The 24,571-nt window shown below is 47.9% G+C and carries 23 protein-coding genes; 11 read left to right on the top strand and 12 right to left on the bottom strand.

Annotation, left to right across the window (positions count from 1 at the left end):
* Positions 1-40: 40 nt before the first annotated feature.
* Positions 41-1,330 carry an O-acetylhomoserine aminocarboxypropyltransferase/cysteine synthase family protein gene (locus NQF89_RS01260; protein ID WP_266137314.1) on the bottom strand — a complete coding sequence of 430 codons (1,290 nt, stop codon included), beginning with the start codon at positions 1,328-1,330 and terminating at the stop codon, positions 41-43.
* A gap of 275 nt (positions 1,331-1,605) precedes the next feature.
* On the opposite strand from NQF89_RS01260, the gene NQF89_RS01265 reads away from it, so the two are divergent.
* On the top strand, positions 1,606-2,385 hold the full coding sequence (locus NQF89_RS01265; RefSeq protein ID WP_099026550.1) for an alpha/beta fold hydrolase: 780 nt from the start codon (positions 1,606-1,608) through the stop codon (positions 2,383-2,385).
* 48 nt (positions 2,386-2,433) lie between these two features.
* On the opposite strand, the gene hisD is transcribed toward NQF89_RS01265, so the two are convergent.
* From hisD to gmk, 3 genes are read right to left on the bottom strand one after another with little or no spacing between them, the layout of a single operon-like run.
* The gene (hisD, locus tag NQF89_RS01270; protein WP_266137315.1) at positions 2,434-3,726 is read right to left on the bottom strand and encodes a histidinol dehydrogenase; all 1,293 of its coding nucleotides are present in this window, start codon (positions 3,724-3,726) and stop codon (positions 2,434-2,436) included.
* Positions 3,726-4,421, bottom strand: coding sequence for an ATP phosphoribosyltransferase (gene hisG / locus NQF89_RS01275; protein ID WP_370513398.1), 696 nt, complete (start codon positions 4,419-4,421; stop codon positions 3,726-3,728). The genes hisD and hisG overlap by 1 nt, the downstream gene beginning before the upstream one ends.
* A 45-nt stretch (positions 4,422-4,466) precedes the next feature.
* The gene (gene gmk, locus NQF89_RS01280) at positions 4,467-5,090 is read right to left on the bottom strand and encodes a guanylate kinase (protein WP_155572564.1); all 624 of its coding nucleotides are present in this window, start codon (positions 5,088-5,090) and stop codon (positions 4,467-4,469) included.
* Positions 5,091-5,321: 231 nt separating this feature from the next.
* On the opposite strand from gmk, the gene pqqA reads away from it, so the two are divergent.
* The 6 genes from pqqA to NQF89_RS01310 all read left to right on the top strand — a co-directional run bounded on the left by pqqA (position 5,322) and on the right by NQF89_RS01310 (position 9,495).
* Complete coding sequence (pqqA, locus tag NQF89_RS01285; RefSeq protein ID WP_099026553.1) at positions 5,322-5,402, top strand: pyrroloquinoline quinone precursor peptide PqqA; 81 nt, start codon at positions 5,322-5,324, stop codon at positions 5,400-5,402.
* Positions 5,403-5,550: 148 nt separating this feature from the next.
* Positions 5,551-6,468 (top strand): pyrroloquinoline quinone biosynthesis protein PqqB, encoded by a 918-nt coding sequence (gene pqqB / locus NQF89_RS01290; RefSeq protein ID WP_155579740.1) that lies wholly within the window; start codon positions 5,551-5,553, stop codon positions 6,466-6,468.
* Entirely contained in the window at positions 6,465-7,196 is a 732-nt protein-coding gene (pqqC, locus tag NQF89_RS01295; protein ID WP_155572562.1) for a pyrroloquinoline-quinone synthase PqqC, read from the top strand. The genes pqqB and pqqC overlap by 4 nt, the downstream gene beginning before the upstream one ends.
* A gap of 26 nt (positions 7,197-7,222) precedes the next feature.
* Positions 7,223-7,519: a pyrroloquinoline quinone biosynthesis peptide chaperone PqqD gene (gene pqqD / locus NQF89_RS01300; protein WP_155572561.1), complete on the top strand. Its 297-nt coding sequence runs from the start codon at positions 7,223-7,225 to the stop codon at positions 7,517-7,519.
* Positions 7,520-7,542: 23 nt separating this feature from the next.
* Positions 7,543-8,628: a pyrroloquinoline quinone biosynthesis protein PqqE gene (pqqE, locus tag NQF89_RS01305; protein ID WP_266137380.1), complete on the top strand. Its 1,086-nt coding sequence runs from the start codon at positions 7,543-7,545 to the stop codon at positions 8,626-8,628.
* A 60-nt stretch (positions 8,629-8,688) separates the two neighbouring features.
* Positions 8,689-9,495: a polyprenol monophosphomannose synthase gene (locus tag NQF89_RS01310; RefSeq protein ID WP_155579741.1), complete on the top strand. Its 807-nt coding sequence runs from the start codon at positions 8,689-8,691 to the stop codon at positions 9,493-9,495.
* A gap of 13 nt (positions 9,496-9,508) precedes the next feature.
* Here the strand turns inward: NQF89_RS01310 and rfbD are convergent, their stop codons facing one another.
* The 4 genes from rfbD to rfbB are packed head-to-tail and all read right to left on the bottom strand — an operon-like array spanning position 9,509 to position 12,991.
* A complete protein-coding gene (gene rfbD / locus NQF89_RS01315; protein WP_230873350.1) occupies positions 9,509-10,399 on the bottom strand; it encodes a dTDP-4-dehydrorhamnose reductase in 891 nt (296 codons plus the stop codon).
* Between the two features lie 20 nt (positions 10,400-10,419).
* Positions 10,420-10,980 carry a dTDP-4-dehydrorhamnose 3,5-epimerase gene (rfbC, locus tag NQF89_RS01320; RefSeq protein ID WP_266137316.1) on the bottom strand — a complete coding sequence of 187 codons (561 nt, stop codon included), beginning with the start codon at positions 10,978-10,980 and terminating at the stop codon, positions 10,420-10,422.
* A gap of 35 nt (positions 10,981-11,015) precedes the next feature.
* Positions 11,016-11,939 carry a glucose-1-phosphate thymidylyltransferase RfbA gene (gene rfbA / locus NQF89_RS01325; protein WP_155579742.1) on the bottom strand — a complete coding sequence of 308 codons (924 nt, stop codon included), beginning with the start codon at positions 11,937-11,939 and terminating at the stop codon, positions 11,016-11,018.
* Positions 11,936-12,991: a dTDP-glucose 4,6-dehydratase gene (rfbB, locus tag NQF89_RS01330; protein ID WP_155579743.1), complete on the bottom strand. Its 1,056-nt coding sequence runs from the start codon at positions 12,989-12,991 to the stop codon at positions 11,936-11,938. Before rfbB ends, rfbA begins: the two co-directional genes overlap by 4 nt.
* Positions 12,992-13,172: 181 nt before the next feature.
* On the opposite strand from rfbB, the gene galE reads away from it, so the two are divergent.
* On the top strand, positions 13,173-14,159 hold the full coding sequence (gene galE, locus NQF89_RS01335) for a UDP-glucose 4-epimerase GalE (RefSeq protein ID WP_155579744.1): 987 nt from the start codon (positions 13,173-13,175) through the stop codon (positions 14,157-14,159).
* Here galE and NQF89_RS01340 read toward each other — a convergent pair.
* A complete protein-coding gene (locus tag NQF89_RS01340) occupies positions 14,144-15,598 on the bottom strand; it encodes a hypothetical protein (RefSeq protein ID WP_266137317.1) in 1,455 nt (484 codons plus the stop codon). The two genes, galE and NQF89_RS01340, sit on opposite strands and share 16 nt — an antisense overlap.
* A 125-nt stretch (positions 15,599-15,723) precedes the next feature.
* Between NQF89_RS01340 and NQF89_RS01345 the strand changes: the two genes are divergently transcribed.
* Both NQF89_RS01345 and NQF89_RS01350 read left to right on the top strand, forming a co-directional pair.
* On the top strand, positions 15,724-17,208 hold the full coding sequence (locus NQF89_RS01345) for an ArnT family glycosyltransferase (protein WP_266137318.1): 1,485 nt from the start codon (positions 15,724-15,726) through the stop codon (positions 17,206-17,208).
* Between the two features lie 62 nt (positions 17,209-17,270).
* Positions 17,271-18,827 (top strand): glucosyltransferase domain-containing protein, encoded by a 1,557-nt coding sequence (locus NQF89_RS01350; protein ID WP_266137319.1) that lies wholly within the window; start codon positions 17,271-17,273, stop codon positions 18,825-18,827.
* Between the two features lie 58 nt (positions 18,828-18,885).
* On the opposite strand, the gene NQF89_RS01355 is transcribed toward NQF89_RS01350, so the two are convergent.
* From NQF89_RS01355 to NQF89_RS01365, 3 genes are all read right to left on the bottom strand, one after another.
* Positions 18,886-20,307: a hypothetical protein gene (locus NQF89_RS01355; protein ID WP_266137320.1), complete on the bottom strand. Its 1,422-nt coding sequence runs from the start codon at positions 20,305-20,307 to the stop codon at positions 18,886-18,888.
* Positions 20,308-20,325: 18 nt separating this feature from the next.
* On the bottom strand, positions 20,326-21,270 hold the full coding sequence (locus NQF89_RS01360; protein ID WP_266137321.1) for a glycosyltransferase family 2 protein: 945 nt from the start codon (positions 21,268-21,270) through the stop codon (positions 20,326-20,328).
* A 96-nt stretch (positions 21,271-21,366) separates the two neighbouring features.
* A complete protein-coding gene (locus NQF89_RS01365) occupies positions 21,367-23,424 on the bottom strand; it encodes a hypothetical protein (protein WP_266137322.1) in 2,058 nt (685 codons plus the stop codon).
* Positions 23,425-23,504: 80 nt separating this feature from the next.
* Between NQF89_RS01365 and NQF89_RS01370 the strand changes: the two genes are divergently transcribed.
* Positions 23,505-24,500, top strand: coding sequence for a glycosyltransferase family 2 protein (locus tag NQF89_RS01370; RefSeq protein WP_266137323.1), 996 nt, complete (start codon positions 23,505-23,507; stop codon positions 24,498-24,500).
* The last annotated feature ends 71 nt before the right edge of the window (positions 24,501-24,571 follow it).

Genomic DNA, 24,571 nt, shown 5'->3' on the forward strand with positions numbered 1-24,571 from the left:
CTCTCTTGCCAAGGGGCCCCGAGCAAGAAATCCCCCCCCCTTACCCAGCAGCACGCCCCAAAGCCTGCGTTAAGTCTGCCAAAATATCCTCTGGATGCTCCAATCCAATCGACAACCGCACATAGCCGGGGGAGACCCCTGCCGCCTTTTGCTCCGCCTCGCTCAACTGCGCATGGGTTGTAGAGGCAGGATGGATCGCAAGGCTCCGCGCATCGCCAATATTAGCGACATGATAAAACAGCTCCAACGCATCAATAAAACGTTGGCCTGCCTCACGCCCGCCAGAAAGCTCAAAGCCGACAAGCCCGCCAAAGCCCCCCTGCAAAACAGCTTCCGCACGCTGCCGTGCCTCACCCTCCTGCAAGGCGGGGTAGATAACGCGCTGCACGTCAGGACGCCCCTGCAAAAACTGCGCCACTTTTAGCGCATTCTCGCAATGCCGCGGCATCCGCAGTGGTAAGGTCTCCACCCCTTGCAAAAGCTGGAAGGCATTAAAGGGCGAAAGAGCCGCCCCACCATCGCGCAGCAATACCGCTCTTGCCCGCAGCGCATATGCAACTGGCCCTAAAGGACGAGCAGCCTCCGTCCAAATCGCCCCATGATAGCTTGGGTCTGGCTGTGTGAGCAACGGGTGACGCTGCCCCCATTCAAACTGCCCACCATCAATCACTAACCCACCAATAGAGGTCCCATGCCCGCCAATATATTTGGTCGCCGAATACACCACAATCGCCGCACCATGCGCTAAGGGACGTGCCAATAACGGGGTGGCCGTATTATCAACAATCAGAGGGATCCCCAAGGCGCGCCCCGCTTTGGCAATCGCTGCCATGGGAGCGACAATCAATTTCGGGTTCGGCAAAGTTTCTACATACCATGCCCGCGTCCGCTCATCACTTGCCGCTTCAAAGGCTGCCGGGTCGGATGGGTCCACAAAACGCACCTCTATACCCATCATCTTGAGGGTATGGGCAAAGAGATTCCACGTCCCCCCATATAAGTCTGTCCCGCTGACGATATTATCCCCAACCTCCGCGAGATTTTGCACCGCTACAGCCGATGCCGCCTGACCAGACGCCACCGCTACAGCCGCTGCTGCCCCCTCTAACGCGGCCATGCGTTTTTCAAACACATCAACTGTTGGGTTTGTCAGGCGGGAATAAATCATCCCCACATCCTTCAGCGCAAACCGGTCCGCCGCTTGTTGGCTGCTCTCAAATTGATAAGAGGTCGTCTGATGGATAGGTGGCACGACAGACCCCGTCACCGGGTCAGCCCGCCAACCAGCATGCAGGGCTAATGTTTCGGGATGATATGTAGTGCATGCCATGGGGCCTCCTCGGTAATATCTCATCCATAAGACGAACAAGCAAAACGGACTTTATCCCTTTAGGGCATATTATACCCCATCAGCACAACTACCCCCTACCGATGAACCTCTTTGAAACAGATAAGAACACTTAATATGTTACCTTTTTAAAATAATCTCCAAAACCTAAACTCGTTGTAATAGCTCTCATAGGGAATATAGGATTGATTTTATCCGTAATAACTCTATAAGCGGCGGTTCTTCTCATAATTTCAGTCCGTTAGAGGGTTACAGTCATGCAGCTCGCTTCCCTTATTCGCAATGAAACAGGCCTTGATAATGCGCCAACGGTCGTTCTGCTTCATGGTGTTTTTGGGCGGGCGCGTAACTTGGGCATCCTACAACGGGCCCTTAGCCCTTATTTTAACACGGTTGCTTTTGACCTCCGTTGCCATGGCGAGAGCGACCACGCCCCCATCTCCTACCCGGAAATGGCCAAAGATGTACTTGAAAGCATGGATGCACTCGGTATTGAGAAAGCCCATCTCGTAGGCCATTCCATGGGCGGGAAAACAGCCATGGCCACCACGCTGACCGCCCCGGAACGTATTGAAAAGCTGCTCATCGCCGACATCGCCCCCGATACGATGATTCATGGCCAGCATGACCTTGCCCAACAGCTTTATCATACGCCGCTTCCTGCCCTCAGCAGCCATGCCGAAATCCGCAAGTTCCTTCATGACCTCACCGATGACCCCTCCGTAGGCGAGCTCATTGCCCAGCACATCACCCCCGGTGACCCTGCCCAATGGAATATCGGTGTGACAGATATTGTCGCTAGCTTCCCCGTGATTCAGGAATGGCCAGTCGAAGCCTTTAGCGGCAAAACATGGGACGGCCCTGCCCTCTTTATCCGTGGCGGGGATTCACCTTACATCAAGCCCCATCATCATGCTGTCATTCAGGATTACTTCCCCAAAGCGGAGGTCAAGACCATCCCCAATACCGGCCATTGGCTGCATGTGGAAGATGCCCCCAGCTTTAACGCCATGATGTTGGACTTCTTCCGCGGGTAACCCCATCAAAAAAGGCCGCCCTCATCAAAGGAGCGGCCCTTTTTAACATCAGCCCTTCTTTAAACGCTCAGAGAGGCTGAGGGCGTGGGCATCTAACCCTTCCTCCCGTGCCAAAATCACCCCAGCAGGGCCGACCTGTCTCAACCCTTCCATATCTGTCTCGATAGAGGTTGTCCGTTTCAGGAAGTCATAAACCGAAAGGCCAGAGGCAAAACGGGCCGTGCGGCTTGTCGGCAGAACATGATTCGGCCCACCAACATAATCCCCTACGGCCTCTGGGCAGAACCGCCCCATAAAGATAGCCCCTGCATGGCGGACCTTCTGGCTAAAGGCCCGTGGTTCATCCAACAGCACCTCCAAATGCTCTGGGGCGAACTCATTCACCACATCAGCAGCCTCATCTTCGCTATGAACAATCACCACAGCCCCGCAATCTGCCCAACTTTTCCGCGCAATATCTGCACGGGGAAGGGTCTTTAACTCCGCCTCAACCGCAGCGATGACCTTATCAGCAAAGGCTTCATCCTGCGTAATCAGCACTGATTGTGCCTGCTCATCATGTTCAGCTTGGGCGAGGAGGTCAATCGCGACAAGGCGCGGGTCATTCTTCCCATCCGCGACCACCACAACCTCGGATGGCCCGGCGATGCTATCAATCCCCACATGGCCAAAAACTTGCCGCTTCGCCTCTGCTACAAACGCATTACCCGGCCCTACGATACGGTCCACCGGGGCGATGCTCTGCGTGCCATAGGCCAAAGCCCCTACCGCTTGCGCCCCGCCAACACGGTAAATCTCCGTCACACCACAAAGGCGCGCGGCCTCCATCACGAGCGGATTCAGCACGCCATCTGGCGTTGGCACGCACATCGCCAACCGCTTCACCCCCGCAACATGCGCTGGTAGAGCATTCATCAACACAGAGGAGGGATAAGCCGCCTTCCCACCGGGGACATAAAGCCCTGCCGCATCGAGCGGTGTCCAGCGCATCCCCAAACGCAAGCCTGCCTCATCCGTATAATCAAGGTCTTTAGGGAGCTGCGCTTCATGAAAGGCCCGAATCCGCTTTGCTGCAAAGGCCAGAGCCTCCTTTGTCTCCGGCGCAACACGCGCAGCGGTTTCGGCAATCTCTGCCTCACTAATGCGTAGCTGCCCTGCCTCCAATGTGAGGCGGTCAAACCGCGCTGTATAAGCACAAAGGGCCTCATCACCCCGCTTTTGCACATCTGCCAGAATCGCACGCACAGGCTCTGCGACAGAGCCGCTTTGCTCTCCCCGGCGAGCCAAAACCGCCTTTAAATGCGCCTTAAACTCTGACGATGCGGTATCAAGACGCTTCATCAAGCACACTCCCCTTGCTGCATAGATTGCGCCACAGCCGCCCGGAAACGCTCAATCAAAAGCCCGACTTCCTCCGGTCGCGTCTTTAAGGCGATACGATTTACAATCAACCGGCTTGTAATATGCGCAATCGTCTCAACCTCCTCCAACCCATTAGCCCGCAAGGTCGAGCCGGTATCGACAAGGTCCACAATCACATCGGCCATATCAAGGGCTGGGGCAAGCTCCATCGCCCCATGGAGATGCACAATCTCCGCATTCACCGCGCGCGAGGCAAAATGACGCCGCGCAATGGCCGGATATTTTGTGGCCACACGCAAGCGGGACCGCCCCTCTGGCGGCTCATCCTCCCCACTCCCTTTAGGCCGCGCAACAGCGATACGACACCCGCCTATCCCAAGGTCTAGCGGGGCATAAAGGTCGGGGTAGTCAAACTCCATCAGCACATCAGCCCCGCAGACGCCAATGTCCGCCCCGCCATAAGCCACAAAGGTAGCAACATCAAAAGACCGCACCCGCACGACGTCCAAATCCGGGCTAGAGGTCGGAAAACGCAAACGGCGGCTGCTCTCATCAAGGCAATCTTGTGCTGGTTCAAAGCCTGTATGATGCAACACAGGGCGCAAAGCTTTAAGAATCCGCCCCTTTGGGAGGGCCAGAATAAGCGGCGTTTTTACCTGCGTTTCACTCATCATTTACGCTCCTGCTCACATAACCTCCCCAGCTTAGCAAAGCCCAGCCTACCCCGCTACAGGCCAGAGAGCCTCTAGGTCCTTCCTGCGGGCACGGGCTAGCCGATTCGCCACAAGGACAGACCGTGCCTCCGCAACCGCTTTATCCAAATCATCATTGACCAACACATAATCAAACTCTGGCCAATGAGACATCTCGCCCATAGCGGCCTTCATGCGGGAGGCAATTTCCGCATCGCCATCGGTCTTACGCCCCCGTAAACGGGCTTCTAATTCCTCCAAAGAGGGCGGTAGAACAAACAACCCCACTACATCATCTGCCATGGCCTGACGCATCAGACGATGGCCTTGCCAATCAATATCCAAAATCACATCCCGCCCAGCGGCAAGAGCAGCTTCTAACGGGGCACGGGGGGTGCCATAGCCACGGCCAAACACTTCTGCCCATTCCAGCAACTCCCCCGCTTCGGCCATGCGGCGGAAGGTTGGCATATCACGGAAGTAATAATGCACCCCTTCTTCCTCACCGGGGCGAGGTGCGCGCGTTGTGACAGAAATAGAGGTAAAGATAGTCGGATCGGCCTCACGCAGAGCTTGCGCTATGGTGGATTTTCCCGCCCCTGAAGGCGCAGAAATAACCAAACACACACCCCGCCGTGATGGCTTTGCCATAACATCCCCTCGCTTGATATTTTATAATCCGCCTCATGTGCCAGAAAAAAAGCCCCATGACCAGCAACCCCTTTATCAGGCTAAACACGATAGTTTTACGTTACGCTGCGGTTTCTACTGGCCTTTTTGGTTAAGTTTGCTTTATCCTCCCAATGGGGAGCTTCCCTAAAGAAGGGACACGCTCACCCTTGTGCAGCCTTGCACAAGTCACGCTACATAAGGAGTACCATCATGGCATGGAACACACCGAAAGTAACCGAAATCCCCTTGGGCGGCGAAATCAACTCTTATGTCTGCGGCGAGACGAAATAACCTCTCCGCAGCCATGCGTTTAGGGTGGTAGGCCCCTTTTTACAGCCTGCCACCCTATCCATGCGCCTCCCCAAAGCTGCGTAGTCATAATACAGGCTCAAAACGGTATCGGCGCATCAGCCAGACACAACCATAAGAGGCCATCCTCATGCTTGATGTCATTATTTTAGGGGCCGGTGCGGGGGGAGGCTTCCCACAATGGAACTCCGCCGCAAAAGGCTGCCTCCTCGCCAGAGAAGGCAAAAAGGCCAAAGCCCGCACGCAAGCCTCCCTCGCCGTAAGTGGGGATGGGCAGCATTGGTTCCTCCTCAATGCCTCACCAGACCTCCGCCAGCAGATTCTCGCTACCCCGGCTTTACATCAAACAGGGGCTATGCGCGGTACCCCCATCCAAGGGGTCATCCTTGCTGGGGCGGAAATTGATGCCATTACCGGGCTGCTCACCCTCCGCGAGCGTGAACCTTTCACCCTTATGGGCAGCCCTTCCACTCTCGCTCAACTCGACCGCAACCCCATTTTTGAAGCCCTAGATCGCAGCATCATCCCCCGCCTCCCCCTCACCGAGGGTGCGCCTGTGCCGCTCTTGCTGAAAGATGGTTCTCCTTCTGGTTTGATGCTGGAAGTCTTTACCGTGCCGGGCAAAGCCCCGCTTTATGTGGAGCATGAAGGCACAAAACCCGATGATACGCTTGGCCTTGCCCTCTCTGATGGGCAGAAAACGATGCTTTTCATCCCCGGCTGTGCGGAAATCACCCCCGCCCTTAAAGAGCGTGTCAGCCATGCAGACCTTCTCTTTTTTGATGGCACACTCTGGCATGATGATGAGATGATTCGCGCCGGGCTAAGCCCCAAAAGCGGGCATCGCATGGGCCATGTCTCTGTAAATGAAGCCGATGGCCCCCTCGCGCAATTTGCCCATTGCACGAAGCCGCAGAAGGTCTTCATCCATATCAATAACTCCAACCCCATCTTACTAGATGATAGCCCCCAACATCACACTGCTAAACAAGCTGGCTGGATTGTGGGGGAAGATGGGATGCGCTTTCAACTAAAGGCCGAATCATGAGCACTCTCCTCACACCAGATGAACTTGAAGCCCGCCTCCGTGCCATCGGGGCAGAACGCTATCACCGCCAACATCCGCTCCATAAAGCGATGTATGAAGGCAAGCTGACCAAAGGGCAGCTCCAAGCCTGGGCCTTAAACCGCTATTACTACCAAGCGCAGATTCCCAAAAAAGACGCAACCCTCCTCGCTCGCCTCCCCACGACTGAACTCCGCCGGGAATGGCGACGCCGTATTGAAGACCATGACGGCACCGCCTCCAGCCCCGGCGGGATTGCACGCTGGCTAAAGCTGACGAGCGGATTAGGGCTGGATGATGCTTATGTAGAAAGCCTTGAGGGCCTCCTACCAGCAACACTCTTTGCGGTAGATGCTTATGTAGCCTTTGTGCGCGACCGCTCCATACTCGCTGCCATTGCCTCCTCCTTAACGGAGCTTTTCTCCCCCACCATCATTGGAGAGCGTATGGAGGGGATGCTCCGTAATTATTCTTATATCTCGGAGGAGACTTTGGCCTATTTCAAGCCGCGTCTCACCCAAGCCCCGCAGGATTCCACCTTCGCGCTTAATTACGTCAAAACCCATGCCCGCACGCCAGAGCAACAGCAAGAAGTTCTTCACGCATTAGAGTTTAAATGCGCTATCCTCTGGCAACTTCTGGATGCGCTGGACCACGCTTATGTAGAAGGCAACATCCCCCCCGGTGCCTTTGTGCCAGACATCCCCTAACATCCCCAACCGCCTGAAAGACCCCTATGCCCAGCCCCGCATCGCCCCCCATCGTGACTGAAGACTCGTGCCCCGGTTTCAGCCGTGGGTATCGCCTCCAACATGATAAAGTGCGGGAGCAATGGGTCATTCAGGCCCCAGAGCGGGCCTTCCTTGCCGATGCAATCGCTGTGGCCATCCTCCAAGAGCTTGATGGCCATACCTCCATCAGCACCATCATCGACCGCCTCGCCGAACGCTATCAAGCCCCACGCGCGCAGATTGCAGCCGATGTTCTCGCCCTTTTATCCGACCTAACTGAAAAGCGGATTCTCCGCCTGTGAGTACACCTCGCCCCCCTGCCCCGATGAGCTTACTGGCAGAGCTGACCCATCGCTGCCCGCTCTCCTGCCCTTATTGCTCCAACCCCCTCGAGCTTGAACGCAAAGCGCAAGAGCTTGAGACGCAAGACTGGCTCCGCATTTTGGAAGAAGCCGCCGCTATGGGGGTGTTGCAGGTTCATTTTTCTGGCGGGGAGCCTATGGCCCGCCCAGACCTTTATACGCTCATCGCCCATGCGCATAAGCTTAATCTCTATACCAACCTCATTACCTCTGGCGTCCTCATCACCGCTCAAAGCATGAAGCAGCTTGATGAAAGCGGGCTAGACCATGTCCAACTCTCCTTCCAAGACACCGACCATGCAGAGGCCGACCGGCTCAGTGACTTCCCCCAAGTCCAACCCCGTAAACTGGAAGCCGCCCAACTTATCAGGGCGGCGGGGATTCCCCTTACGCTGAACTTCGTCCTCCAAAAAGCTAATATTTCCCGTATTCCTGCCATGTTTGCCCTTGCCCGCCAGCTTGATGCCCAACGGGTGGAGATGGCTCATACGCAATATTACGGTTGGGCTCTCAAAAACCGCGCTGCCTTGCTCCCCTCCCGCGCACAGCTAGAGGAAGCCGCACATTATGTCGCGCAGGAGGAGGCCAAAGGCGGCTTAGCCATTGACTACGTCACACCCGATTATTATGCCGACCGCCCCAAACCCTGCATGGGCGGTTGGGGGCAACGCTTCCTCAATATTTCACCCTCTGGCCATGTTCTGCCCTGCCATGCAGCAGAGACCATCCCCGCCCTCCACTTTGACTCCGTGCGGGAGCGGTCCCTTAGCGATATTTGGTATCACTCCCGCGCTTTTACCCTCTTTCGTGGCACAGCATGGATGCCAGAGCCCTGCGCCTCTTGCGTACGCAAAGAGATTGACTGGGGCGGCTGCCGCTGCCAAGCCCTCGCCCTGCTCGGCGATGCCACACAAACCGACCCTGTTTGCACCCTCTCCCCCCACCGTCATCTCATTGATGACGCCATTGCCGAAGCCGAAAAAACCGACACTCAACACTTTATGTACCGCCGCATGGGGGCTGCCTCTTTGCAGAAAACACGCCCCTAACCTTGCACTCCCCAGATAGACTCCCTAAGAGGGGGCATCTCCCCCTTTATGGACCCCAGCATGAACGCCCCAGATATCAGCATCATCATCCCCTGCTATAATGAGGTCGAGAATGTCGCTCCTCTGGTAGAGGCTCTTGAGGGCGTTCTAACAGATGTGGCGTGGGAAGTTGTTTTTGTTGATGATAACTCCCCCGATGGCACGATGAAGGCCGTTCGCAAGCTGGCAGAAACGAAACCTTATGTGCGTGGCATCCTGCGCATTGGGCGGCGTGGGCTATCCTCCGCTGTGATTGAAGGGGCTTTAAGTGCCTCCGCCCCCATCATCGCTGTGATGGATGGTGACCTCCAGCATGATGAAACCTGCTTGCGTGAGATGATCACAGCCCTCCAAACCGACCGTGCCGACATTGCGGTTGCGAGCCGTCATATCAAAGGGGGAAGTAATGAGGGCCTCTCCAACGGGTGGCGGCGTTTCCTCTCCAATGCGGGCATCTGGGCAGCACAATGGCTCCTAAACGTCCCCCTCACCGACCCGATGAGCGGCTTTTTCGCCGTCAAGCGCACGGTCTTTACACAACGTGCCCCTTTCCTCGATGGCCATGGCTTTAAAATCCTGCTGGACCTCATGATTGCGCGGAAGGAGCCGCTTCGCATCCATGAAGTCCCCATGACATTCCGCAATCGCGCTCATGGGGAGAGCAAGCTAGATTCCAGCGTCATGTTCATTTTTGCGCAAAATCTGGCTAAGAATAGCTTCCGCCGCCGCCCCGCCCTCGCTTATGGGGCCGTAGGCTTAGCTGGGCTTGGCATAGCAGTGGGGCTTAAAGCTCTATGCACCCGCTGCCGCCATTCATCATCCTCATAAACCAACCACGCGCTTAGGCGGGTTTATGCAACAACGCCTTCACCACGCGCGCCACGCTCTCCTGCCAATGCGGCAAACGCACCCCAAAAACACGCTGAAGCTTGCTATTATCCAGCCGGGAATCCGCAGGACGTGCCGCCGGAGTTGGCCAATCTGCTGTTGTGATAGCCTCCATCCCCGGCATAGGCTGACCATATTGTACCGCTTGCTCTAGCGCATAATGAGCCAGCTCATACCATGTGGCCTCACCAGCCCCACTCGCATGGAAGATACCCGCATAAGCATCCTGCCAACCTGTCTCTTCAATTTTGCGCAGAATCTCTAAAATAACGGCCGCTAAATCATCCGATGATGTTGGATTCCCCCTCTGGTCCCCCACAACGCGCAGATGAGGAGCCTTTGCACCCGCATTGAGCATCGTTTTTACAAAGTTCTTCCCATGGTCGGAATACACCCATGCCGTCCGCAAAATAATGCTACGCGGTTGGGCCTGCAACACGGCAGCCTCTCCCTCGGCCTTGGTCCTCCCATAAGCCGTTACAGGATGAATCGGATCACTCTCTTTATACGGGGCCCCTTTTGTGCCATCAAACACATAATCCGTTGAAACATGGATCAACGGGATACCCCGTTTTGCAGCCTCCTCGGCCAAACGCGCAGGCCCTGTATGGTTGCCCTGCTTAGCCGCCTCTTGCTCACTCTCGGCAAGGTCCACCGCCGTCCACGCCGCTGCATTGACGATGAAGGCCGGTTTATGCGCGTCAATTACCTGCGCTAGGCTCTCTGGCTGTTGCAAATCCGCCTCTGGCCGACCCACCGCAACAACACGCTCTCCTCCCAGCTTCTGCAAAGAGGTCGCCAACTGGCCCGTACGACCAATGACAAGAATAGAAGGCTTAGCCATAATCCGCTCCTCCGCTGCCATTATTTGTAGGAAAACCAGCCCGTTGCGGCTTCAAACGCCGGGGCTTGCTCATCCTTTTCGGACAATACAGCCGCCCCACGCTCTACCGGCCATTCAATACCAATCTGCTCACAATCCCACCGAACAGACCGCTCAGAGGCCTTATCGTAAAAGCCGGTGCATTTATATTGCACCTCTGTATTCTCCTCAAGCGTAACAAAACCATGCAAAAACCCAACGGGCAACCAAAGCTGTGCCCAATTCTCAGCGGAAAGCTCCGCCCCGACCCATTGCCCATAAGTCGGCGAGCCTGTGCGTGCATCCACCGCGACATCCCAAATCGCCCCGCGCGTTACACGCACTAATTTACCCTGCCCATAAGGCTCTAATTGACAATGCAACCCCCGCACGACGCCTTTCTGGCGCGAAAGGCTCTGATTATCCTGCACAAAAACCTCAGGAATCCCCGCCTCTGCCATAGCCTTTTGGTTATATGTCTCCGAGAAAAACCCTCGATGATCCCCAAAGCGCGCGGGGGTTACTTTCAAAATACCGGGGAGGGATAATGCCTCAACCTTCATCACATTGCTCCTCATTTACCTTATTCATGCCACCCTTAAAGGGTTGATGGTCCATATTCTGCCGCAACATGCAGCAACGTTTGCCCTAAGGGCGTCTTAGCCATTTTCTGCCCTGTGGCGATCAATCTCTCACGCGGGATGAAACCCATCCGATAAGCCGCCTCTGTTGGCGAGCCCACCAGTAATCCTTGGCGGGATTGAATCGCCTGCACAAACGTCCCCGCTTGCATCAAACTATCAGGCGTTCCCGCATCCAACCACGCACAACCACGGGCTAGCCGGTCCACCTCTAGCGTCCCTTCTGCTAGATAGATGCGGTTCAGGTCCGTAATTTCCAACTCACCACGGGCACTTGGTTTCACCTGACGTGCAAACTCACAAACCCGCTCATCATAGAAATAAAGCCCCGTCACCGCCCAATGAGATGGCGGATTAATCGGCTTTTCTACAATATCCACCGCACGGCCTGTCTCATCAAAGGAGACAACGCCATACCGCTCTGGGTCCCGTACTTGATAAGAAAACACCGTTGCCCCATGCGGACGGCACGCCGCATCCCGCAACATATGCTCCAACCCATCTGCAAAAATCAGATTATCACCAAGAATCAACGCACAAGGTGAGCCTGCAATCCAATCCTCAGCAATCTGAAATGCCTGTGCGATCCCTTCCGGCTTAGGCTGAATACGATAGGTAAAGCTCACCCCAAATTGCTCACCACTGCCCAATAAACGCTGAAACTGCGCTTGGTCCTCCGGCGTTGTGATGATCATAATCTCCCGTATCCCTGCCAAAATCAGGGTCGTAAGCGGGTAGTAAATCATCGGCTTATCATAAACAGGCAAGAGCTGCTTGGAGGCCGCCAAAGTCATTGGGTATAAGCGCGTCCCAGAACCACCAGAAAGCAGAATCCCTTTTGTAACATGCTGCTTTTTAGGGTTAGCCTGTGTATGTCTCATTTCTGTACTCCCAGCCGCTGCCCGTCATAACGCTGCTCGCGCAAACGCTGCCACCAGGCTTTGTGCTCTAAATACCACTGGATTGTCCGGCGCAGCCCGGTCTCAAAATCATGCTCGGCCTTCCACTCCAAACAGGTCTCGGCATGGCTTGGGTCAATCTCATAACGGAAATCGTGCCCCGGCCGGTCACTAACAAAAGAAATCAACCGTTCTCGTGGCCCGGCTGGGTCTGGCGCAAGCTCATCCAAAATAGCGCATATTTGCCGCACAACATCGAGATTCTTACGCGGCTGACGGGCACCAATAGCGTAAGTCTCCCCCGGTTTGCCACGCTCCACAGCCCGCACCAACGCCGCAGCGTGGTCCTCCACAAATAACCAATCCCGAATATTCTCCCCCTTGCCATAAACCGGCAAAGGCCGCCCCTCTAATGCATTAATAATCATCAAGGGGATGAGCTTCTCTGGAAAGTGCCATGGCCCGTAATTATTGGTCGTATTGGTCACAAAAGCTGGGAAGCCATAAGTATGATACCATGCCCGCACTAAATGATCCGATGCCGCCTTGCTGGCCGAATAGGGGCTACGTGGGTCATAGGCTGTCTCCTCCGTAAAAGGAGGGGCCTCAGGCTCCAGATGGCCAAACACTTCATCTGTTGAAATATGAAGGAAACGGAACCCCGCCTTTTTAGCACCCTCTAGCCCTAACCAATACTGGCGCGCCGCCTCTAATAAACAATAAGTGCCGACAACATTAGTCTGAATAAAAGCCCCCGGCCCATCAATCGAACGGTCCACATGGCTTTCCGCCGCCAAATGCATAATCGCATCTGGCTGAAACGCCGCTAACGCACGCTCCACCGCATTTTGATTGTTAATCGAGATGGCTTCATGCCTATAACGCGGCTGCGTCGCCACCTCTGCCACTGTCTCTTCAGAGGCAGCATACGTCATACAATCAATATTCAGAACCTGATGAGATGTCTTTCTCAAGAGATGCCGTATCACAGCAGACCCAATGAAACCACATCCTCCCGTTACAACAATCTTCATTCCATCCCTTTCCTACATCCCTCATTAACTTAGGAGAAGCATATCTCACATTACTGACCAGACCTTAACAGCTTATCGCTGCAATAGCGTATTGTCACACAACAAGCACCCTCTTTCTTTTTCCATCGTAACACCATACCCTTCCCCCACAGCTTAACAATGCAAAGGAAGCCTCCCCGCTATGCGTTATCTTGTTACAGGTGGAGCCGGTTTTGTCGGTAGCCATGTGGCTCTCGCTCTCATAGAGCATGGCCACCACGTCACCATTTTAGATAATCTTAGCACCGGCCACCGCGCCGCCATCCCAACTGGAGCTCAATTCCACGAGGTTGATCTTCTAGACACGAATCGTCTTAACACCATCCTAGCAAACGGCCCTTGGGATGGCGTATTACATTTTGCAGCACTTTCTTTGGTCGGAGCCTCTATGGCGACACCGTACCATTACCTGCGCCAAAATATGCTAACATCCCTTAATTTAATTGAAGGCTGCGTCCGCTATAACGTCCCGCGCTTCCTATTCTCCTCCACAGCGGCCTTATTTAATAATCAAGGTAACACCCCTCTCTCTGAAGACTCACCCATTAATCCCGGCTCCCCCTATGGGGAAAGCAAATTCCTCATCGAGCGCGCCCTTAACTGGGCCGAGAGAATACACGGCCTCCGCTATGGCTGCCTACGTTACTTCAACGCTGCCGGGGCAGATGCCAAAGGCCGCCTCGGTGAGGACCATCAGCCCGAAACCCATCTCATCCCCCTCGCGCTAGATTCTGCTTTAGGCCGCCGTCCGCCTCTCAAGCTTTTTGGCAATGACTACCCAACACCAGATGGCACCTGCATCCGCGATTACGTTCATGTTAGCGATTTAGCCGAAGCACATATCCTCACTCTCAATCGCCTTGATACTGGTTCAGTAACCTACAATCTCGGTACAGGGCAGGGCTTTAGTAATTTGAATATCCTCAAAGCAATCGAAACAGTAACGGGAAGAGAGTTACCCTGGGATTGGGCCCCTCGCCGTGAGGGGGACCCTGCCATTTTGGTCACCGACCCCACGCGCATCCGTACAGAGCTTGGCTGGCAACCCCGTTACACCAAAATTGAAGATATTATAGAAACTGCCTTCCGCTGGCGGCTTGCCCACCCTAATGGCTATAGGGGCTTATAACTAAGCAACAGCATATGGCCTTGCCCTGTGAAGACGGGGCGATAGCCTGCTTTTTGCAACCATCCATCAAAATAAGTGCTTTTTGTACGATAAGCATCAGGTGCCCCATAAAGCTGCACAAACGCAACCTTATGATTCATGATGAACGCCTGTACCGGGTAAGGTCCCCCTCCGACCTTTAAAGCCTCTGCCAGATTAAACATATCAACCGGATAAGTCGCATGCGCCCAATAACATAACGCCATATCCGTGCATAATGTATCGTCTTTATGAGCCTGCATCAGCCGGATATTCTCAGCCCATGATGCCTCTTTTTCATGAATAGATACAATATCATGATAAAAGCTCACCCCCCGTATAGGCACAAGAAACATTAATGACAGCGACATAGTGGCGCACATATAAGACATCACGCCCCCACATCGCGCATCATTTAATAATGTCGCAAGCCCTATCCCACATAAAAGCGTCCCCGCCACAAGCACATCAAACATGCTATTATAATCTACACCCGCCCCCATTGATCCCATTAACCCAAAAAAGAGAGCGAACATCAAAAACAACAATGCAAATACAATATTATCATGTATTCTTATTTTTTTTCTGTAATAAATCGCTACCCCAATACCAGATACAACAATACCCACCATCAATAAGAGCGCTTTCACCCCATGCACAATACGCCCTAGCCGCACCGTCCGCTTATGCGAAAACACATCATGGAAAAAAGACATCCCATATGCTTGATAACAAATAGAAAACCCTATTCCGAGGCATATAACTAACATACTCGCCCATAAAAATGCCTTTTTCTTATCTAAAAAAAACATCCATACACATAGAGCTGACGGCAAAGCCACTAAATTATGTTTAGTAAATCCACCCAATACAATAAACAGAACACTTAATAAGAGACGCCACCATACAAAACTAACGCGCCCAGACGAAAATAAAACATAAACCCCAACCAACATAAGACATTGCGCCAACCATTGAGGGTCATTCATTCCAAAATAATTATAAAATGCTGTATTCATGGTTGCCAGAAATATAAGAGATCCCGCCCAACCAGATAGCGCACTCCTCGTCATAATATTTATTAAACGTTGTATAATAATAGATGATAAAATTATGGACAAACAGGAAATTATACGCCCTACAATGATGGCATCTCCACCTAATTTTATCACCCACCCAAAGATAAAAAAGGATAATGGAGGATAATTATTAAATATAAATCCCGTTTCAGACGAATATAGCTGATGCCCGCCTACCCCTATCCCCCAGCCCGCTAACAGGGCATTCCACCCCTCATTATAATCCAGCGCAACATGATGGAACATCACAGCCCCTGTGCGTAAACAGGTGAGTAAAAACACTACGCACCACATCAAGCTCCATAGTCCTAAAATAACTTTTTTTCGTGCTGTGTTAGACATTAAATCTCTACCTACTATCCTCATATTCCTAATTTTAAGCTTTATCATGCCCTCTCTACATGATATACGCATCACCCGCTACATTTTTCGATGTATAACATACCCTCTTAAAGAATCAGACCTTTATGCGCTCCTTTTTAAATGCGTCCCCCTTAAAAAAAACTTTAGATAATTGGTATTTTCTCTATTTTTGTTTGCTCCTCGTTGCATATTTATCCCGCGCTGCCCTTTTAGGTAATCCTTTTATCTTTTTTGATGAAGAGTTTTACCTTTTTGTTGGGGGGCGCATGCTCCACGGCGATCTCCCTTATGTCGATATCTGGGATAGAAAACCTATTGGCATTTTCCTTATTTATGAGTTTTTTCATCTTTTTGGCCCCTATCGCATCTGGGCTTACCAGATAGGTGCACTCCTTAGCGCGTGGCTGACCTCTATTTTTTGCCTTAAAATTGCCCGCTCCATCGCCCCAATTGGTGGAGCCTTCTGTGCAGGGTGCCTTTACCTTATTTGGAGTGTTGGCTTTGGCGGCATGGGAGGGCAATCCCCTATTTTTTATAATACACTCATCACAGCGGCTATATTGATTATACTCCAAGGACTACAAAAAAGAACAGTTAAAAACCTCACAATATCCGGATGGGTTAGTATGGTTTTATTTGGTCTATCCATACAAATAAAACCTACCGTTGCTTTTGAGGGGATATATGTTGCACTTTTCCTTCTATATATTTTGTATAAACATAATATAAAGATTCTCACCCTTTTTATAACAGCTTTTGGCTGGAGTATTACAGCTCTTCTACCATCATTCTGTGTCATCGTTACATATGCTTCTTTAGGACATCTCTCTGAGTGGTGGTTTGCTAATGTAATCTCTATATTTCTAAAACAAGACCCACCCCATAATACCCTCATTTCATTGTGGCATTGGGCTCATTGGGGAATAATTCTAGGCGTTCTTTTTGTCAGTACTATAGGGGGGCGTTTTCTACTTCTTAAAGCGCGCCCCAATAATATACTTCATATCTTTATTATGGGCTGGGCCTTTACCGCATTCCTAGGGTTTTTCATATTCGGCAGCTTTGCAACACATTACGCCCTTCCCCTCTTTGCGCCATTCTTTATCAATGCAGCCCCTCTTTGGTCTGCTAAAGTAGGTCGCCTATGGCTTACATTTTTAACCGGTTTTGGCGCAGTATGCGCTTACTACAGCACAGAGAAAGTACTTAGCAATGGCTCCCAAAAGGACCTGACAACCATCACACAATTACTCTCATCAGCTCCCGGTTGCGTTCTAATGGATCACGGCCCCGATATTATCCTTGATGCATTACCTCATTATTGCCCCGTGACGACCTTACCTTTCTCCTGGCATCTCGACTCCGCGCCGGAAAGAAAGGCCCTCCCCCTTGACCCAGCAACAGAAATCAAGAGAATCTTTCAGACGCCTCCACGCTATATCATCCTAGATAGCGATGTTAAGGACTATAGTGGTGGGAATATAGATGTTATTAATATCGTACATGAGCATATAATGGCATCCTACCATGAAATATATCGCCATAAACGCCGTAAGGATGATAATATACTAATCTATATGCATAATTGATGTCCTTTCCCTATGGTATAATCTCTCTCATATAGGTCTAGCTAACATAGAGGACTATGAAAATGCCCCCTCTCTCTTATAAGTACTCTGAAACATCTATACGCTTTCTCATCTTCCTATCTATCTTGGGGTTGTTCTTATACCCTATCCTCCACGGCAATTTTTATTATCCAGATGACTATTATCGCTCTGCCACTGGGGATATTTCATGCACACAAACAGGCCGCTTTCTTGCCCAACTTATCTTTATTACTATAAATGCAAGCAATATAGCATATGATTTATCTCCACTCCTCCAAGTATTAGCAATTATCTTTCTCTCCTTTTCTCTTGCGTCTCTATCATTAAAATGGAAATTAAATCGTACATCTTCAGCTTTAGCTTTAAGCCTTACTGTCTGTACACCTTTCTTTCTTCAAGACTTATCCTATCGCTTCGATAGCCTCACTATAAGCATGGCATTATCATGCATAATATGGTTTTTTATTTTAGAAAAAACATTTACCTCTTCCTATAAAAAAATATTATTTAAATCAATATTATTGTTATCTGCACTTAATCTTTATCAACCGACATTGAATACATTTTTAATATTTTCAATAACTGAGTCATTATTTATATTGTATGATAAAAATGCTAGATATTCCATTCGCTCCCTTGTAGCGAATATATTATATCTCCCCATCCCGCTTATTATTTACAAATGTGAAGTAATCTTTAGAAAAGACGAGAGTTACTCATCACTTCACGCTCAATTCACACATAATTCATTCATAATCCTAAACAATATTCGAAAGTTATTGAAATATGCCTTCCTAGAATTTGGTATCCATGGCGGAGGACTAGAAATCCTTTTAGGAATCTTCTTGATAATTGGCTTGACGAACCTTCTTTATACTTTCTACAAAAAGGGTAAACTTCCATATCTCTCCTTATCTCTATTTTATATTATTCTTTCTATTTGTTCCTTAGCAGGATTTCTCTCACTTTTAAGATATCCTGTCTTTGATATGCGCGTTTTCATAGCAAATGGTGCATTCCTTTCTATTTTCATGTTATTCTTTATAGGGAGAGAAGCCTCATTTCAGAAAACCCCCATTAAAATACTCCTAGCCAGCTGGGTACTCCTCATCCAAATGACATTTTCAACACAATGGGGAAATGCCATTGCAGCTCAAACTGAACTTAACGAAGCTATAGCCAGCAATATTGTCAATGATATTTATATCCTTTCCAAACAACGTCCTGTTTTCATCCGTATTGAAGCCCAACATAAAACAGTCAATAACATCACGACAATCGCTACCCAGACGGATGATGGTATTCTTGATGTCCCTGTTCCATTTATTACTAAAAAGATATGGCTGGCACGGCGCGCTATATTTGACCATAATGTAATTTATGATCCACTTGGAGAGTTCATCCTGAAAAAGCATGACCTCCAGAGCAATGCCACGTATTTCCGCTCTATCGACGAAAGCTCCCAATTTCCCTTTGCTCTAGCCCAAAACATATATGAGCATTGTTCATATGAGGCCATGCGTGCCAATAGGTATTACAATATCTATAAAAAAGGGAGCTATATCCTCGTTGACTTCTCCCATAAATGTAACGAATAGACCCCATATAAAAGGAGCAGCCCCTTACATTATGGGACTGCTCCTCTAGGCTTCATTCTCACTTAAAGATTTTGTGGTAGTAATAATATCCAACCCCATGCGGCATGTATGGATAACATGGTCCCAACTCAGAGAATCCATATAAAAGAGAATTAAAATTAGATACTAAAACACTAACTACAATAAGTGCCATCAATATTTTCTTAAGATATGGAACGTCACTCTTATACCTAACAATATAAATAAGCCCCAACGCTCCCAATAGAATAATGTCCGGATAAAACTCCGCCCGATACCGGTAATTCATACTAATCGCTATCATCATCAAAAAAGCAGGGATACCTAATGATATAATGACTGCTCCAACCAACAATCGATGAAAAGGGAATATATCCTTCCTCCTATTAAATAAAAGAGTCCATAGGAAAATGCCCCCACAGAGCATCATGAACCCATCTGTCAAAAAGAAACTACTCGCAGGTAACTCATTCGCGTCAATTAGTTTGGTAAATTGCTGTTGAAACAGAAACGTCCCATCATGTTTTTGGAAAACCCATATAGGAAAAAAGAAATATATGAAACCCAAATAAAACCTATGAATATTAAATAATCCATATAATTTTGTTCTAAAAAGACGGTCAGGATACTCAATATTATATAAATATAAGTTATAATTCGCAAATGTTAGAGGGTTCCCCCACCTCTCATAATTAACATAAGCCGTAATGACTATCCCAAGCCCGGATAAAACAACTGGCAGCAGAATCAACTTTATTGAGCCTGTTAAATCCTTCTGCTTGGATTTTAAACAAGCCTTATACGTGAAATACACTAAAAAACACAATAAAGCAGCATATAAGCCAATCCCCATAGAGACACGCGTCAACAACGCACCACTAGCAGCAATCGCCATAGAAGGGCCAGCTTGCCGCCAATAGGTCTCATCAAATATTGTTTGTATAGCGGAATATATAAACCATCCCGCAAAAGCTAATGACCAAAAACAAACCTCTTGATACAACTTATGCTCGAAAAAACATACTTGCTCACCTGAGAAAGCAAATACAATGGCCAAGCTTACAGAGGCCCATCGCGCTTCTTGAAAAAACTTGCAAGACAAAAAATCCCATATCCTATAATTAAAGAACAGTATAATAAGAAGAGCAATTATAGATGAAAGGCGCGTTATATCCAAATGAAGCCCATTAGGAAATAATAAAATAGGTATTCTTAAAAAGGCAGGAAAAATACCCCAATAAGCATATACTCTGCCATCACGCAGAAACCCCTCCTCTTGCACGGTCCATGGGGCAACATCAAATTTCCCATGAAGCATATGTTCCATCATACTATTGAACGTTAACCTTACACCCTCCTCTCTATATTCAACCGGAAAATGAGACCAACTTAGAATACTCACAACACTCCACAACGCAGAGAATATCCATATAAGTGAAATTATATTCTTCTTTGTTATCATATCTATTATCTCCTTCTCCTATTTTTTCTCTAAGAATTTTATTGGATAAGAAAGGTAAGCTAAGTATTTCTTTTCCTTCCGGGCAATAGCTACTGTATCTAATATTAAACCACATACAAAGCTTAAAAAAGATAATATAATAAACGATACAGATAATATTGCCGTAGGAAGCCTAGGAACAATGCCATGATCTAAATAAAATGATATTATAGGCCAGCCTAGAGAAATACCGGAAACAAATAAAATAAATGCAATAATCGAGAAAAGAGAAAAAGGTTTCTCAAGCCTCACGATATTAACGATAGTGCCTAATATTCTTATACCATCTTGATATGTTTTCAATTTAGAGACACTCCCTTGAGGGCGTTCTACATACTTTGTAGGTATTTCCCCTATAGGCAAACCAAGCCCCAAAGCATGAATGGTAAACTCCGTCTCAATTTCAAAGCCTCTTGATAACGATGGGAAAGACTTAACAAAACGCTTTGAAAAAACACGATAACCTGACAGCATATCCGTAAGACGACGCCCAAATATCAACGTCACTAACCCTGTTAGCAACTTATTGCCTAAAACATGGCCACGCCGATAAGCTGCCTTCTGTGTTGTAACACGCGCCCCATTTACCATGTCCAGCCCCTGCTCATGCGCCATCTTCAAAAGTTTAGGGGCCGCCTCAACCTCATACGTTGCATCGCCATCAACAAGTACATAGAAATCTGCCTCTATGTCCGAAAACATGCGCCGGACAACATGTCCCTTCCCTTGCAAGGTCTCAGTACGTACAATAGCCCCAGCATATCGGGCGACATCTATAGTTTTATCAGTAGAATTATTATCATAAACATAAATCGGGACATCCCTCATAACCTCCCGAAATGAACGAACAACCTGTCCTATAGCCATTTCTTCATTATAACACGGTATTAAAATAGCTATTTTTATATCATCGTAACTCTTCATATATCACCCTCTACAAACACCTCTCACAAGAAGAATTCTAATTATCATATAAGTATTAAACAACCACTACCTGCATGAAAACAATACACCATAACCTCATCCTCCATGATCCAGCACTTTAACCCGATACATCCTTATCCCATTAACCGGTTTTTGTTTTGCCTTGTAATTAAGAATATGGAATTGATAGTCCAAACTATTTTGACCTGGCTCAATGGGAAGTTCTAAATAATAGATAGATTCATGTGATGGCACCACCCACTGCGCTACTACCTTACCTCTATAAAGAACATCTACAGGTAATTGATCCATTTTATTTGAAGAAAGATGCACCCACATTCTCACTAGAGTGGAAGACCTATCTAAAACCGGCACATGGACAGTTGCATATTCCTCCGTAGTCACCACTCCATGCTTGGCCCACTCCCAACCATCAACCGAAATAAGGTTATTACCATTCAGCTCTATTTCTGGATAAAAATCTTTCCACGACAACACCGAATCATAAGATATACTCAGAGGTTTCTTCCAATTTTCAACATTAATATCATATGGCAGATTCATTTTGTTCCCTGCATATACAAAAAATGTAACCTGATGTTTTTGCTTTATGTAGAGTGGTGAACCAAACTGATTCAGAACAGCTTCTCTACATGATGGATATGGAGGACAGACTCTATCATCACCTAGGTTAGTCAGAACAAAAACCCACTTCTGTGAAGACGGCACGTGATACCAATTTGGAGACGTCCAAATCGTCGGTAAGAATCCATGATAATCCATCGTATAAAGAAGAGGACGCACAACTTTCTCATAATGACTTTTCCATGTGATAGTATGCGCTTCCAACCCCCAATAGTCTCCGTAAGCATACTGAATCTGTTCATTATTTAAAAATGAAATCACTTCATTCTCTACATCAAAGGATGATAAAAGAGCAGGCCCCTTCCAAACGCTTTTATTGCTCAAAATACTAGCTGATAGAAATAAAAAACCCAAAGCATAAAACTTCTTACGGATACTCGGATCCATTGACTTCCACGGCAACAAGCATACACATATAATCAAAGCATAGTATATATTGACAATGTATCTTGCCAGACGGATGTTATTAACACCTTTAAACACAACGGAGGCTGAAAAAATGCCTAAAATTGACAAAATAAACAACATAAAAGTAAATAAATTCTCTCTTTCAGGAAAAAGATACTTTCTTTTTATCGACTTTATGAGTGTATAGATTATGAAAAAGAAAATTAAAAAGTTTACAACCATCGCTATATAATACAACAAAGCATTTCTTTTTTCTTCACTCAACAACACACCGTAAAAATTATTAAAATTAAGAAGCGGAATAAAGTTAAAATAATAAGACACAGAAGCTGAGGTAAAAATAATAGACTTCCACGAAAGATTAACACTTGTAAAACCTTTTTTGTATATTGCACTTATAGGGAACAATCCCAAACAATGCGTTTCAGAAAAAATAATTACAAAAAGTCCTATAAAAAACCATACTGTATAGAACAACCTTTTCCGACCAGATTCTAAAAAGAACATTATAAATGACGAAATGATTATTGGAAGAACAAATACTGGCAACATCCACGGATCAGAAAAAGATGAAAGAGAGAAAACAACTCCAGAAAGAATAAGAAAAAAAATATTTTGTTTTCTAATCGAAAGCAAGCACAATAAAACTCCAAACAATCCCCAAAGCATCGAAGCATTGTGTGCTACTGAGTATAACAAGAACCCACCACGCCCTAACGCAATTTGTGGTGCAGCTAATATTAAAGCCCCACACCAAAGTCCTTGATTTAGACTAGAAAGCTTAAAAACCAAAAGTCCGGCAAAAAAAGCCGTAAGACAAAAAACAACAGCACCCAACACAAGGAGAAGCGTTGATTGTTCACCAAAAAAATGAAATACAATTCCATACGGAATAATAATCGAAAAAAACCAATTATCTATTGGAAAATGAAATGTTTTAAGGGCACTCCATCCCTCCGTTAGAAAGTATCTAATCATGACAGGAAAAACAGCTATATCGCTATCAACTTTCCAAAGAGAGAAGACCTCCCTATACGCAACAAATACTCCATAAATTATTAAAATAATAGGTAATATGCTACTTTTTTTTACCTTTTCCATAACTCATTACCTTATTCTTAGAGAGAGCGAGGCTTTTGTAATACATTTTAATCTCTGTGTCTATAAGATACATATTTCTCTTGAAAAAAGATGATCCCCTTTCTAAAAGCAACCAAGAGCGTTCCTCTCTGGAGTATGATACCCAAATGATTTCTCGCGTCATTTCAGTAATAATCCCATGCCACAATGAGGAAAAAAATATTATTAAGTCTTTACACGCCCTAAACAACATCCTTGACAATATTCCCCATATCACATGGAAAGTTCTTTTAATTGATGATGGAAGCTCAGACAAAACTGTTGAAATTGCTACCAGTTTACAAGAACAAGATAATCGACTTAAAATCATTGAGTTCTCCAGAAATTTTGGTAAAGAAGCTGCTATGACCGCCGGCCTTGATGAAGCCACAGGAGACGCTGCTATCATTATTGACGCAGACTTACAGGACGACCCCTCTCTTATCCCTCAAATGGTGAAAAAATGGGAGGAGGGCACGGAGGTCGTTTTAGCAAAACGTTCCGACCGGACGACAGACCATGTCCTCAAACGTTTCACCGCAAGCTTATTCTACCGGACTCATAATGCGCTTTCTCCTTTAAAAATACCAGAAAATGTTGGAGACTTTCGCCTTATAGATCGTTGCGTCATTGATGCGCTAAAACTATTGCCAGAACGCCAACGCTTTATGAAAGGACTTTTTGCCTATGTTGGCTTCAAAACAGAAACTCTCACATATAAAAGGCAAGCTCGAGAAACGGGAGAGAGCAAATTTACTCCGCTTTCCTTATGGAACCTTGCATTAGAAGGCTTCACCAGCTTCTCTACCATTCCACTCCGAATATGGACCTATCTCGGCACTATAGGTGCTATTTTATCTATCATTTATGGTTTTTTTGTTGTTTTCCATAAATTACTTTATGGAAATGGAACACAAGGGTATACATCCATCTTTTTTGCTATTCTCTTCTTTGGAAGCATTCAAATGATAACTGTCGGGATACTCGGAGAATATATTGGTAGAATTTACATGGAAACTAAACAACGCCCTGTATATATCATCCGTAAACGCCATTAGGTTTATACTACACCACCAAACCATAAGGAATAACTATTGTCTTGACGGTAATTTTCTAAGCAGCTAGATTA

The organism is Bombella pollinis, assembly GCF_026385485.1.
Lineage (GTDB): Bacteria > Pseudomonadota > Alphaproteobacteria > Acetobacterales > Acetobacteraceae > Bombella > Bombella pollinis.